Genomic DNA, 12,649 nt, shown 5'->3' with positions numbered 1-12,649 from the left:
GGAGCGCTCCCTATGCTGCCCGGCGACGATCCCGTCAACTGGAGGTGGAACATGAATGGACCACTCGACCTGACCGCTCTGGACATCACCGAGGTGTCCTGGGCCGAGCAGACCGACGAGACGACCAACCTGTACGCGGTCGCCCCCGCCGGCAGCATCTCGGTCACCGAGGGCGCGAACGACGGCCGGAGCTGCTGTGGTGGCGGCTGCGGCGGGCGTCCCATCCAGTGGTGCTGCATCAACTGCCACTGATCGGGTGAGGGGCGCGTCCGGCGCCGGCCAGCCCGGCACCGGACGCGCCACGGTCGGGGTGCCGGCGCCGTCGGCGCCCCGACCGCACGGGGTGACCTTTGACGGGAGGAAGTCGGATGGCGGCACGGACGGACGACGAGATCGAGCTGAGCGTGGTCATACCGACGCACCAGGACGCGCAGTGCCTGGCGCCGACGCTGCGTTCGCTGACCCGCCAGACGCTGCGCCCCGAGCGCTTCGAGGTGGTGGTGGTCCGGGACGGCGGATCCCCCGAGGGCTACGCCGGCATCGCCCAGGTCGCGAGTGGGATCGACCTGCGCCTGCTGGAGTTCCCCGAGCGGCGGGGCCGGGCGGCCGCCCGGAACGAGGCGGTCCGGCACACCCGGGCGCCCCTGCTGCTGTTCCTCGACGCCGACTCGTACACCTCGCCGCAGTTGCTGGAGCGCCACCTGGCCCACCACGCGGTCCCCGGCCGGCCCGCCGTGCTGCTGGGCCGCCGCGACGAGTTGAGCCTGGCGCACGTCGAGGCCGCGCTGGAGGGCAAGGAGGTCGTGGACGTCCCCCGGCGCCGCGCGGACGGCGGCGGCGACCTGCGTTTCCCACACGGTGAGCCGCCGGGGCAGGAGTGGCTCCGGGCGGGCTGGCTGTTCAGCTACACCCACAACATCTCGGTCGCCCGTGACCTGTTCGACCTGGCCGGTGGCTTCGACGAACGCTTCGGGCTGCGCTGGGGCCTGGAGGACATCGAGCTGTTCTACCGGGTGCACAAGCACCTCGGCCTGAGCGGGCTGAACTTCGCCTTCGACGACGAGGCCCGCGCCTTCCACCTGCCGCACCACCGCAACATCGACCGGAACTGGGCCGAGTTCGCCGCCAACCGGGCGCTCGCCGCCGAGCAGGTCATCGAGTGGGAGTTCTACGGCATGTTGGAGGTGTACGACTCGGTGGAGCGGATCGTGCACTACCGCTCCGCCGTCACCGACTGCGTACGGCGGTCGACCTGCCGGATCGGGCCGGCGGTGGACCGGCTCGCCGACCGCCTCCCCGGCCCGCGCGTGCTGTGGGTGGGTACCGGCAGCGCGGAGGCCGACCTGCCGGCCGAGGCCGTCACCTTCGACTACGCCGCCCCGCCCGGCCCGACCAACCACCACCTGATCGGCATGGACCCGCCGATCGCGCCGGGCAGCCTCGACGCGGTGGTCAGTGTGGACTTCTGGCGGCACCTGCGGTGGGACGACCTCTGCCAGTTCGTCAACGTCGCCGGCCGGCTGGCCGGCGAGGTGCACCTGGTCCGCACCGCGGACCCCGGCTCGGCGTCGCTGCCCCCGGGGCCGGCAGGGCTGGACCACGTGCGCCGCGCCTTCGACGCCGCGTTCACCACCGACCTGACCCGCGTCGACGGGCTCGGTGACGTGCTGACCCTTCGCCCGCTGCCGGCGGCCTTCGCGCCGGTCCTCCCCGAGTCGGCCGGCCCGTGACCGCGCCGCTGATCCGGGCGCGCGGACTGACCAAGACGTTCCGGATGCCGGACAAGCCGCCCGGCCTGGCCGGCTCGCTCCGGCACCTGGTGCGGCCCCGGCACCACGAGCGCACCGCGGTCGACGGCGTGGACCTGAGCATCGGCTCCGGCGAGGCGGTGGCGTACGTGGGGCCGAACGGAGCCGGCAAGTCGACGACGGTGAAGCTGTTGACCGGCATCCTGCATCCGACCTCCGGGCAGGTCGAGGTGTGCGGGGTGACCCCGCACCGGGACCGGCACGCCAACGCCCGCAACATCGGGGTGCTCTTCGGCCAGCGCAGCCAGCTCTGGTGGGACCTCCAGGTGCGGGACTCCCTGGCGCTGCTGCGGGACATCCACCGGATCCCCCGCCGGCGGTACGCGGAGCGGCTCGCCGAGTTCGACGCGCTGCTCGGGCTGGGCGAGCTGCTGCCGGTGGTGGCCCGGCGGCTGTCACTGGGCCAGCGGATGCGGGCCGACCTGGCCGCCGCGCTCCTGCACTCGCCCCGGGTGGTCTTCCTGGACGAGCCGACCATCGGGCTGGACATCATCGCCCGGCAGGCCGTCCGGGACTTCCTGCGCGCCCAGTGCCGGGCCGGCACGACGCTGCTGCTCACCACCCACGACATCGGCGACATCGAGCAGGTGTGCCGCCGCCTGGTCGTCATCGACGGCGGCCGGATCATCTTCGACGGGCCGATGGAGACCGTCCGGCGGATGCTCGCCCGGGACCGGACGCTGCACCTGTCCCTGGACCGGGACTGGGCCGGCGACCTCGACGTCGGGCTGCCCGGCACGCGGGTCACCGCCGGGGGCTCGCCACGGCACCTGTCGGTCACCTTCGACCGGGACCGGTTCGGCGCCGGCGAGGTGGTCTCGGCGGTGTCGTCGGTGGCCGGGGTGGTCGACCTGCGCATCGACGAGCCGTCCCTGGAGGACGTGGTCCGCCGCGCGTACGCGGGCGAGCTCGGCCGGGCGGCCGGAGTGGTCCGGGCCTGATGACGCCGTACCTGACGCTGAGCCGGATGGCCTGGTCCACCGTGCTGGTCTACCGCACCGAGTTCCTGCTGCAACTGGTCGGCAGCGTGGTCCAGGCGGTGGCGCTGTTCGCGGTGTGGCGGGCGCTGTTCGCCGGTGACGCCGACGGCAGCCTGGCCGGGCTCTCCTGGGACCAGATGAAGGGCTACCTGTTCGTCTCGTTCCTCACCGGGACCGTCCTGTCCAGCTTCACCGACGGTCAGCTCGCGCTGCGGGTGCTGGACGGATCGGTCGCGCTGGACCTCGTCCGGCCGATCGACTACCAGGTGGCCCGCTTCGCCGAGTCGATCGGCTACCTGCTCGGCGAGCTGGTGGTGGTCGCGGCGATGGGCACGGCCCTGCTGGCGGTCTTCGGCGGCGCCCCGCTGCCCGACGCGCCCCAGGCCGCCCTGTTCCTGGCCAGCCTCGCCACCGTGGTACCGCTGAAGTTCGCCCTGGTCTACGCGGTCGGGCTGGCCTGCTTCTGGACGGGCAACTTCCACGGGCTCAGCATGTCCCGCGTCGCGGTGACGAGCATCCTGTCCGGCGCGCTGGTGCCGATCGCCCTGTACCCGCAGTGGTTGCAGACGATCTGCGCGTTCTCCCCGTTCCCGGGCATCGTCTCCACCCCGGCGCTGATCTTCCTCGGCGAGGCCCGGGGGACGGCGGCGCTGTCCCTGGTCGGGGTCCAACTGCTGTGGACCGTGCTGCTCTGGCTGGCGGCGCGGCTGTTGTGGCGGGTCGCGGTCCGCCGGCTGGTGGTGCACGGTGGATGACCGACTCCGCCCGCCGGGGACCCTGGGCATCTACCGGCGCCTGCTCGGCGCCCACCTGCGCGCCGTGCTGGAGTACCGCGCCGACGCGCTGCTCACCGTGGGTGCGACGGTGCTCGGCCAGCTCGCCGGGCTGGTGTTCGTCGTGACGATCTTCGCGCAGACCCCGGTGCTGGTGGGCTGGAGCAGGTGGGAGGTGCTCTGCGTCTGCGGGATGGTGATGCTCGCCGAGGGGATCGGGTCGTTGTTCTGCGAGGGCGCCTGGCAGCTCAGCGGCATGGTCAACCTGGGCGGCCTGGACTACTTCCTGGTCCGGCCCTACCCGGTGGTGCTCCAGGTGACCGGCTCGGCGGTCGGCGTCAACGGGCTCGGCAACGTGCTGATCGGCGGGCTGCTGCTCGGCCTGTCCGCCGGCCGGACCGCGGTGGCGTGGACGCCGCTCACCCTGCTGTGGGCGGCTGTCCTGCTGGTCAGCGGGATCCTGGTCAAGACCGCCGTCAGCCTCGCCACCAACGCCCTGGCGTTCTGGCTGCTCAGCCCGTCGAACTCGGTCGCGGTCAGCGTGCACCTGCTCGGTGACCTGGCCCGTTACCCGCTGACCGTGTACGGCCCGGGGCTGCGGTCGTTGTTGACCGTCGTCCCGGTGGCGTTCGTCGGCTACTTCCCGGCCGCGGCGCTGCTGGGCAAGGGCGCCTCGGCCACCGTCGGCGCGTCGACCCCCCTGGTCGCCCTGGCCGCCGTCGCCGGCGCGCTGGCGGTGTTCGGACTCGGGTTGCGCCGCTACGAGAGCGCGGGCACCTGACGTGGCGAGCACGCAACCGGCACGGGAGAAGACCGGCGTCGTCGCCGCCTACCTGAGGGCGGTCGCGGCGCAGTCGGGCGCCGCGCCCGCGACCTACCCGCCGCCGCGCGGCAAGCGGTACCCGGGCAGCCGGCGGTGGCCGCTGCGCTGGCCGGGGCCGGGCGCACCGCCGCTCGGACCGGCCGGCGTCGACCGCCTCAGCGCGCTGCTGCTGGGGTACGCGCCCCGCCGGCTGGAGCTGATCACCAATGCCGCCTTCGCCGCGATGAGCGGGAAACCCGCCGCCTCTCCCGAGCAGGCGCGGATGCTGCCCGCGTGGTTCACGTCCCGGCGCGCGGTGCCCTCCGGGGGCGCGTTCCACGCCGCCGAGCTGTACGTCGTCTGGGCCGGCACCGCCGAGCTGCCCGCCGGGGTCTACCACCACGACCCCGTCCACCACGCCCTGGAACTGCTCCGCCCCGGGGACCCGGGTGCCGCGCTGGACCGCCTGCTCGGTGCCGCCGGCCCGGAGCCGCGCCACGCGCTGGTGGTGACCTGCCGCGTCTTCAAGAACGCCGGCAAGTACCGGGCCTTCGGCTACCAGCTCGCGATGATGGACAGCGGCGTCCTGCTGGGTCAGCTCGCCGGGTCGCCGCTGGCCGGGCCGCTCCACCTGGCCGCCGACCCGCGCACCGCCGAGGACCTGCTCGGGTTGGCCGGCGAGCTGGAGACCGTCGTCGCCGTCGTCGAGCTGCCGGTGAGCCGTTGCGGCGGGGGCGCCGGCGTCAGCCCGCCGCCGTCGGACGCCGTGCCCCCGACGCCGGTCGGGCTGGACGGCGACCGGCACAACCTGGCTGCGGCCGACCCCGCCGTCACCGCCCTGCACCGGGCGGTCCGGGCCGGTGCCCGGCCCGTGCCGCGAGGTCCGTCGACCGACGCCGTCGCGCCACCGACGCCCGCCGGATCGGGGCCGTCGCCGTCCGCCGGGTCGCCGTCCGTCGCGTTGCCGCCGCCGGCCGCGCCGTCCCGCGCCGCCGCCGCCCACCGGGCGTCGGCCAACGACCTCGCGCCGGGCCTGACCGTCGCCCAGCTCGCCGGCATCCTCGCGTACGCGGGGGGCCGCCGGCCCGGCGGAGCGCTGGCCGAGCTGACCGGGCACCCGCACCACCCCGCCCTGTGGTGCCTGGTCAGCCGGGTGGACGGGCTGGCGCCGGGCGCCTACCGGTACGACCGGGACCGGCACCTGCTGTGCCCGTCGACCGCTCACGACGGGGCCCCGGGCCGGGTCCACAACCCGCTGGACGCCGCGATGAGCACGGCCGGCGCCAGTCTCTTCGTCGTGGCCGAGGGCCAGCCGCCGATCGACCGCCTCGACCCGCTCGCCCTGCGGGACCTGTACCTGCGTACCGGCGCGGCGGTGCAGCTCGCCGCGCTGGCCGCGCAGACCGTCGGGGCGGCCACCCGGCCGATGGGCGGCTTCGGCGTCGGGGCCGCCACCGCCCTGCTGGGGCTGCCGGCCGGCGCGGTACCCCTGCTGCAACTGCTGGTCGGCGTACCGAGACCACGGGCCGGCTCGCTGGCCGTGGCGTTCACGGAGGGAAGTGCGGATGCGTGACGACCAGGTGCCGGTGCTCACCGGTACGCGGGAACCGGCGGACGTCCTGGCGGCGGTCGCCGAGCAGGGGGCGGTGCTGCTGCGCGACGGCGGGTGGCGACGGGACACCTTCGTGGCGCTCGGCGACGCGTTGATGGCGCCCGTCGCGTACGCGGGCGGCTTCCACCAGGAACGCGACGTCATCGGCGACGACCGGACGACCACGACGGTCACCCGGGGCACCAGGGGCATGCCGCTGCACCGGGAGGCGTCGTACGCCCCCGGCTCTCCCGACCTGCTCACCTTCCTGTGCGAGCGGCCGGCGGCCGACGCGGGCCGCACCACGCTGTGCGACGGCGTCGCCCTGCTCGGCGCGCTGCCGGCCGGGACGCGGGCCGCGTTCGAGCGGCTGGAGATCGTCTGGGAGAACGCCCTGCCCACCGGCGAGTGGCAGCGGGCGTTCGGCACGGACGACCCGACCGCCGTCCGGACGGCACTGCGGCAGTGGGAGCCGTACCTGCGGCCGTGGGAGTCGGTGCACGTCCGCGCCAGCGGGACCGCGCTGGTCACCGGCTTCGGCACCCGGTGCACCCCGCCCACGCGGTTCGGCGGCGTCCCGGCGTTCTGCAACTCGCTGTTCATCAGCCGGCCCGGCGAGGACGAGTACCACGACCAGCGGCTGCGGGTACGCACGACGGCGGGCGGACCGGTCCCCGCGGACCTGCTGTCGGTCGCGGCAGAGGTCGCGCGCGAGCTGACCGTCGCGGTGCCGTGGCAGGCCGGTGACGTGCTGGTCGTCGACAACTCCCGCTACCTGCACGGCCGCCAGGCGTTCACCGACACCGGCCGGTCGGTCATGGTCCGGATGGGACACCTGCACCAGAAGGAGACGACATGAGGGCGAAACTGCGCGACGACCTGCTCTACGTGCCGGTCGAGAACGGCGTCTACCTGGAGACCGGCCGGGGCAGCACCGAGCTCAGCGGCGGCGCCGCGTACCGCCTGGTCCAGCAGCTCGCCCCGCACCTGGACGGCAGCCGTACGGTGGAGGCGCTCACCGCCGGCCTGCCGCCGGCCCAGCAGCGCGTCGTCGCCGACATGGTGACCATGCTCGTCCGGCGCGGCATCGCCCGGGACCTGGACGCCGAGCCGCCGCACGGGTTGCAGGACTGGGAACTCGACCGGTACCGGCAGGCGATCCTGTACGCCGAGCACGTCGCCGACGCCCCCGCGCACCGCTTCGAGGGCTTCCGCAACTCCCGGGTGCTGGTCGTCGGCGCCGGAGCGGCCCTGCACAGCCTGGTGCAGACCCTGTTCGACCTGGGGCTGCGGGCGGCGACGGTGATGGAGACCGGCGAGGAGCCGGCCGGCGGCGAGGCGTACCGGCGGATCCTGGACCGCTGCCGCGACGGCGACCCGACGGTCACGCTGCGGCAGGTCCCCGACGACACGGCGGGGCCCGGGGTCGAGGCGGCGCTGGCGGCGACGTTCGGCGGGTTCGACGCGGTGCTGCACTGCACCGGCCGCGAGTTGGCGGGCCGGGCGCTGGCCGTGACCCGGGCGGCCCGCGCCGCCGGGATCCCGGCGCTGCACGCGGTACCCGCCGGCGACGCCGCGTGGGTCGGGCCGACCAGCGGCGGTGTCGTCGCCGGCTGCTGGGAGTGCGCCGTACGCGCCGCGCACGGCGCGGGCCCCACCGGCGGCGTCCTCGCCGTGCACGACCGGCCGGACCGGCGGTCGGAGCTGCTGAGCGGGCCGATGGACACGCTGCTCGGCGCGGTCCTGGGCTTCGCCTACTTCCGTGGCGCGGTCGGCGGAGCGGGTGCCGGGGCGAACACCATGACCCATGTCGACCTGGCCTCCGGGGAGACCAGCGAGCACCTGCTCGGCATCCACCCCCGGTGCGGCACCTGCGCCGGGCCGGCCGCCCCGGGCGGGCTCGCCGAGCGGGTGGCCCGGATGGCGGGCCGACCGCCGCTCGACCCGGACACGTTCGCCAGCCGGGTGACGACGCTGATCGACCGGCGGCTCGGCCCGGTCGTCGAGGTGGGCACCGGCGACCACTCCCAGTTGTCGGTGAGCTGCCTGGCGGCGACCGTCGCCGACCTGACCGGCGACGGAGGCGGCCCCCGGGTCGTCACCGCCGTCGGCGCGAGCCGCCGGCAGGCTCTCGTGCGGGCCACGGTCGCCGGGCTCGAACTGCTTGCCGCGGAGGCCGCCGCGACCGGGCGCGGAACGCCGGCCGCCGGGGCCGGCACGGCGACCGCCGAAGTCGAACCGCCGGCCGCCGGGGCCGACGGCGGGTGGTGGGACCCACTGGCCGGGGCCGCCGTGCCGGCGGCCGAGGGGGCGTCGTACCCGGTCGTCGTCGCGGGCGGCCTCAGCTGGGCCGAGGCCCAGGGCCGGGCGGCGCTGCGGCTGGCGCACGCCACCGCGGACGGGCCGCCCGAGCCCGGGCAGGCCGCCGGGGACGGCGGACGGGACCGGTGGCCGGCCGCCGCCCGGCAGCTCGCCGACGACATGGCCGTGCTCGGTCACGAGCTGCACGCCTGGCACTGCGCGTCCGACGTGCCGACGGTGTTCGTCGGGACCGGCGAGCGCTGGCTGGCGCACGCCTGCGCCATCGATGTCCGGGTGGCGTGGGACCTCGCCACCCAGGCCGCCGCCGCCATCCTCACCGGTCGTGGCCCGCACGGCGCCGACGTCGGGCCGGACGCGGGCGCCGGCACCTGGGACGGCGACCTGGAGGCGCTGCTCAAGGGGTTCGCGGCAGGTGGCCGGCGGCTCCTGCTCCGCCCCGTCGACGCACTGCCGGCCCTGCGGGGCGTGCTCCCGTTCGTGGTCGAGGCCACCCTGACCGACGGCACCGGAGGAGAGCGATGACCCGCACGAGGGAACCGGGGCTGCGGCTGGGCGGCGAGGGCGACCTGCACCGGGCGGTGGCCGCGAGCGTCGATCCGCGCACCGCACCGGGCATCGACCTCGTCGTGGTAGACCGGACGGATGCCGAGCGGGTGCTCGCCGCCGCGACCGGGGCGTACCGGGCCGGGCGTGACTTCCTGCCGGTCTACCCGACCCCGCGCGGGGTCCGGGTCGGCCCCTACACCAGGGCCGGCACCCCGGGCTGTCACCACTGTGTCCGGATCCGGGAGGGCCGGGCCCGGGTCACCGGCACCCCGCGGCGCTCGGCGCTGTGGGAGGCCCTCTACGACGGCACGGCGCAGGCGCCCCCACCCGTACTCGCGCCGCCGGTCCGGTCCGTCGTGGCCGCCCTGGTCGCCGACGAGCTGGCCCGGGCGGGCGCCGGCGCGGTCCCCCGCAGCGCCGGGGCGGTGCTGGAGGTGGACACCGCGACCCTGCGCGTCAGCCGGCACCGGTTCATCGCCGACCCGGAGTGCGGACTCTGCGGCCACCTGCCCGACGACAGCCCGGCGGCGGGCAGCCTGAACCTGGTGTCCCGGCCCAAGCCCCGGCCCGACGAGTACCGGGCGCGCAGTCTCGCCGCCGAGCACGAGCGGCTGCTGGACCTGATGGTCGACGGCGAGACCGGCCTGATCTCGACGATGACCGTCTACCACCACCACCCGATGATCCTCGCCGCGGCGATCGGCGGCCCCGCCTGCTGCACCGAGCTGGCCGGGTACGGCCGGACGTTCAGCTACCCGGCCAGCGTCTCCGTCGCCATCGCCGAGGCGCTGGAACGTCTCGGCGGCACCCTGCCCCGGACCAGGCGGACCAGCGTCACCGCCTCCTTCCGCGAGCTGGGACCGGACCGGGCCGTCGACCCCGTGACCCTCGGACTGCCCGAGCGGCCACCGAGCCACAAGTCGGTCCGCTACCACCCGGACCTGCCGGTGGAGTGGGTGTACGGCTACTCGTTCCGGCGCGGCGGTCCCGTGCTGGTGCCGGAGAGCTTCGCCTACTACGGCTCCCACCAGACCATGTTCGGCGTGGAGAGCTCGAACGGCTGCGCCCTCGGCGGGACGATGGAGGAGGCGATCCTGCACGGCATCTTCGAGGTGGCCGAGCGTGACGCCTTCCTGGCGACCTGGTTCGCCCGGCTGCCGGTGCCCCGGGTCGACCCGATGACCTCCGCGGACCCGATGACCCGGCTGCTCGTGCGGTGGCTGGAACGCACCACCGGCAGCCGGCTGCACGTCTTCGACATCACCATGCCGGAGGGGATCCCGGCCCTGTGGCTGATGCTCGTCGACGAGGAGGGCCGGCCGGGCCAGCCCAAGGCGTTCTGCGGCGCCGGCGCCCATCTCGACCCCGAGCGGGCCCTGTGGGCGGGGCTCGTCGAGCTGGCCAGCGTCGCCGACGCCACCCGGGACATGGTCGCCGAGGACACCACCGCGCCGAGCCTGGTCGCCGACCCGGACCTCGTGGTGCGGATGGAGGACCACGCCCTGGTGGCGGCCGCGCCGGAGAGCTGGCACCGGTTCGGCTTCCTCTACGAGCGCGACGAGATCCTGTCGATGGCGCGGGCGTTCCCCGCCGCCGGGCGCTACCGGCCGGCCGACGACCTGCTCGACGACCTGACCGGCGTGGTCGACCGCTACCTCCGCGACGGTCTCGACGTGGTGGTGGTCGACCAGACGGCCCTCGAACAGGCCACGGCGGACCTGACCTGCGTCAAGGTCATCGTCCCGGGGCTGCTGCCGATGGCGTTCGGGCACCGCAACCGGCGCGTCGACCTGCCCCGGCTGCGCGACCTGCCGGTGCGGCTCGGCTACCGGGACACCCCGCTGACCCCGGAGGAGATCAACCCGCACCCGCACCCGTTCCCGTAGCCTCTGCCACGCTCCGACGGCCCACCTCACGGGCGGGAGGCGCAGGCGGCAGGATCATCCCCGCCCGCTTGACGGAACGCAGGGCGACGGCCACGTCGGCGTGCCGGAGGCCGGGGAGCTGGCCGATGGTGCCGGACAGGAACTCGTAGAGCGCGGCGTCGACGATCAGCGATATGCGGCCGCCTGCAGGCTGAAGAACTCGGCGTACATCCCGTTGAGCGCCAGAAGCTCGTCGTGGCTGCCGGACTCTGCGATCCGCCCGTCCGACACGACCAGGATCAAGTCAGCCATCCGGACGGTCGAGAACCGGTGTGACACGAAGACCGTGACGCCGCCGGTACGGATCCCCACGTCACGCGCCGCGTCGGAGTACCGATCGAACAAGGCATGCTCGGTCAGCGGGTCCAAGGCGGCGGCGGGCTCGTCGAGCAACAGCAGCAGCGGATCGTCGCGCATCATCGACCGGCTCAACGCGATGCGCTGCCACTGCCCGCCCGACAGTTCAGCGCCGTTGTCGTAGGACTTGCCCAGGTAGGTCTCCAGGCCGATCGGCAGCCGGTCGATCACCTCCTGCGCGTCTGCTCGCCGGACCGCCCGCTCCACCACGCCTGGTTCGCCGAGTCGAGGCAGGTCACCGAGGCCGACGCTGCTTCTGGCCCGCAGCTCCAGCCGGATGTAGTCCTGGAAGCTGGCGGAGATCCGTCGGCGCCATCCCAGTGGGTCGAGCCGCTGCAGGTCGGCGCCATCTATGGTGATCTCGCCTGCGGTCGGCCGGTAGAACTGGCAGAGCAGCTTGACCAGGGTGGACTTGCCGGCACCGTTGTCGCCGACGATGGCCACGATCGTGCCGGAAGGGATGCGCAGGCTGAGGCCTTGCAGCACGTCGGTATTGGTGCCCGGGTAGCGGAACGCGACGTCACGCAGCTCGATGCCGTCGGTGAGGACGGCGGGCGGTGTCTGGTCAGCCGGCGGGCCGGGTTCCGGCGGCGTGGCGTTGCGGATCCAGCTCAACCAGCCGAAGGCGCGGGCGTTGCGTTGCAGCGCCTGGGCGAGCGCGACGGCGCCGGCAGCTTGCGCGTTGGTTTGCACAGCCAGCGTGATGGCGAGGACAACGTCGCCGACGGTGCGCTCGCCGCTGATAGCGGCGCGGACGACCAGGACGATGGAGCCGATGTACCCGAGCGCAAAGATCAGCTGACCGGTGAACCGCAGGGCCGCGCCGGCACATTCAGCCCGGCGCAACCGGCTGTCCACCTCGCGGCGGACCACCCCATGGCGGCGGCGGAGCTCTCCGCCGAGCCCGAAGAGCCGAATCTCCTTGGCAGTGATCGAGCTGAGGGCCAGATCGAACAGGTGCCAGCTCATGCGGGTCGACTCGGCGGTCACGAGTTCGGCACGTTCCAGCCGCTTCTCGGCCAGCCGCCCGGCGATCAGCGGGGGGGCACCGAAGACCGGCAGCAGGAGCAGCCACGGCTCGATGCGGGCGAGCAGCACAGCGGTCAGGGTGATCTGGGTGAGTAGCACCCCGATCGTCAGGACGGTCTGCACGCTTTGACTCAGCGTCCACGACTGCTGTCGGAGCAGCTCGAAGCGATCTGCGGCGTCCCGCCGTTCGTGCAGCGCCAGCCCGACCGGCCCGTGCGCCAGGTCGCCGAGCTGACGTTCGGTATCCTGCTTGTGCAGATCACCGAGCTCGAAGAAGAAGATGTGGGCGAAGTGCTCCATCGTCAAGCTGAGCAGGACACTCACGGCGGCGGCCGCCGATGTCCAGACCGCGACATCGGTCCGCCGGTCGAGGGCCGCGTCGACTGCCACACTGAGAAAGAGCGCCAGCAGGGGTCCACTCACGGCGCCGAGCATCATCAACAGGGCGGCGGTGATCAGCCTTCCCGGGCTGAGCCGCCACGCCGAGGCCAGCGTCGCGCCGACACTGCGCAGCAT

10 protein-coding genes are annotated in these 12,649 nt (G+C 74.5%); 9 read left to right on the top strand and 1 reads right to left on the bottom strand.

Features of this window, described 5'->3' with window-relative positions; all coding sequences use genetic code 11:
* Nucleotides 1-51: 51 nt before the first annotated feature.
* The 9 genes from ACFHW0_RS27195 (at nucleotide 52) to ACFHW0_RS27155 (ending at nucleotide 10,708) form a co-directional block, all read left to right on the top strand.
* Nucleotides 52-252, top strand: a complete 201-nt coding sequence (locus ACFHW0_RS27195; protein ID WP_416612092.1) for a hypothetical protein — start codon at nucleotides 52-54, stop codon at nucleotides 250-252.
* A gap of 116 nt (nucleotides 253-368) precedes the next feature.
* On the top strand, nucleotides 369-1,730 hold the full coding sequence (locus tag ACFHW0_RS27190; RefSeq protein ID WP_416612090.1) for a glycosyltransferase family 2 protein: 1,362 nt from the start codon (nucleotides 369-371) through the stop codon (nucleotides 1,728-1,730).
* Nucleotides 1,727-2,749 carry an ABC transporter ATP-binding protein gene (locus ACFHW0_RS27185; RefSeq protein WP_416612088.1) on the top strand — a complete coding sequence of 341 codons (1,023 nt, stop codon included), beginning with the start codon at nucleotides 1,727-1,729 and terminating at the stop codon, nucleotides 2,747-2,749. The genes ACFHW0_RS27190 and ACFHW0_RS27185 overlap by 4 nt, the downstream gene beginning before the upstream one ends.
* Complete coding sequence (locus tag ACFHW0_RS27180) at nucleotides 2,749-3,543, top strand: ABC transporter permease (RefSeq protein ID WP_416612086.1); 795 nt, start codon at nucleotides 2,749-2,751, stop codon at nucleotides 3,541-3,543. The genes ACFHW0_RS27185 and ACFHW0_RS27180 overlap by 1 nt, the downstream gene beginning before the upstream one ends.
* A complete protein-coding gene (locus tag ACFHW0_RS27175) occupies nucleotides 3,536-4,342 on the top strand; it encodes an ABC transporter permease (protein ID WP_416612084.1) in 807 nt (268 codons plus the stop codon). Before ACFHW0_RS27180 ends, ACFHW0_RS27175 begins: the two co-directional genes overlap by 8 nt.
* Nucleotide 4,343: 1 nt before the next feature.
* Nucleotides 4,344-5,936, top strand: a complete 1,593-nt coding sequence (locus tag ACFHW0_RS27170; protein WP_416612082.1) for a hypothetical protein — start codon at nucleotides 4,344-4,346, stop codon at nucleotides 5,934-5,936.
* A complete protein-coding gene (locus tag ACFHW0_RS27165) occupies nucleotides 5,929-6,813 on the top strand; it encodes a TauD/TfdA family dioxygenase (protein ID WP_416612080.1) in 885 nt (294 codons plus the stop codon). Before ACFHW0_RS27170 ends, ACFHW0_RS27165 begins: the two co-directional genes overlap by 8 nt.
* Entirely contained in the window at nucleotides 6,810-8,798 is a 1,989-nt protein-coding gene (locus tag ACFHW0_RS27160) for a hypothetical protein (protein ID WP_416612078.1), read from the top strand. Before ACFHW0_RS27165 ends, ACFHW0_RS27160 begins: the two co-directional genes overlap by 4 nt.
* Complete coding sequence (locus ACFHW0_RS27155; protein WP_416612076.1) at nucleotides 8,795-10,708, top strand: TOMM precursor leader peptide-binding protein; 1,914 nt, start codon at nucleotides 8,795-8,797, stop codon at nucleotides 10,706-10,708. The genes ACFHW0_RS27160 and ACFHW0_RS27155 overlap by 4 nt, the downstream gene beginning before the upstream one ends.
* 165 nt (nucleotides 10,709-10,873) lie before the next feature.
* On the opposite strand, the gene ACFHW0_RS27150 is transcribed toward ACFHW0_RS27155, so the two are convergent.
* Nucleotides 10,874-12,649, bottom strand: a complete 1,776-nt coding sequence (locus ACFHW0_RS27150) for an ABC transporter ATP-binding protein (RefSeq protein WP_416612116.1) — start codon at nucleotides 12,647-12,649, stop codon at nucleotides 10,874-10,876.

It is taken from the genome of Micromonospora sp. LOL_025 (assembly GCF_048060285.1).
In the GTDB taxonomy this organism is placed as follows: domain Bacteria; phylum Actinomycetota; class Actinomycetes; order Mycobacteriales; family Micromonosporaceae; genus Micromonospora.
Note: the sequence above shows the minus strand (reverse complement) of the source record. Positions and strands in the feature narration are given on the sequence as shown.

What these genes read in the sequence shown, in the direction of transcription:
- ACFHW0_RS27195 (WP_416612092.1), top strand. Translation starts at nt 52, where the DNA reads ATGAATGGACCACTCGACCTGACCGCTCTGGACATCACCGAGGTGTCC.
- ACFHW0_RS27165 (WP_416612080.1), top strand. Translation starts at nt 5,929, where the DNA reads ATGCGTGACGACCAGGTGCCGGTGCTCACCGGTACGCGGGAACCGGCG.
- ACFHW0_RS27160 (WP_416612078.1), top strand. Translation starts at nt 6,810, where the DNA reads ATGAGGGCGAAACTGCGCGACGACCTGCTCTACGTGCCGGTCGAGAAC.
- ACFHW0_RS27190 (WP_416612090.1), top strand. Translation starts at nt 369, where the DNA reads ATGGCGGCACGGACGGACGACGAGATCGAGCTGAGCGTGGTCATACCG.
- ACFHW0_RS27150 (WP_416612116.1), bottom strand. Translation starts at nt 12,649, where the DNA reads ATGCTGCGCAGTGTCGGCGCGACGCTGGCCTCGGCGTGGCGGCTCAGC.
- ACFHW0_RS27155 (WP_416612076.1), top strand. Translation starts at nt 8,795, where the DNA reads ATGACCCGCACGAGGGAACCGGGGCTGCGGCTGGGCGGCGAGGGCGAC.
- ACFHW0_RS27180 (WP_416612086.1), top strand. Translation starts at nt 2,749, where the DNA reads ATGACGCCGTACCTGACGCTGAGCCGGATGGCCTGGTCCACCGTGCTG.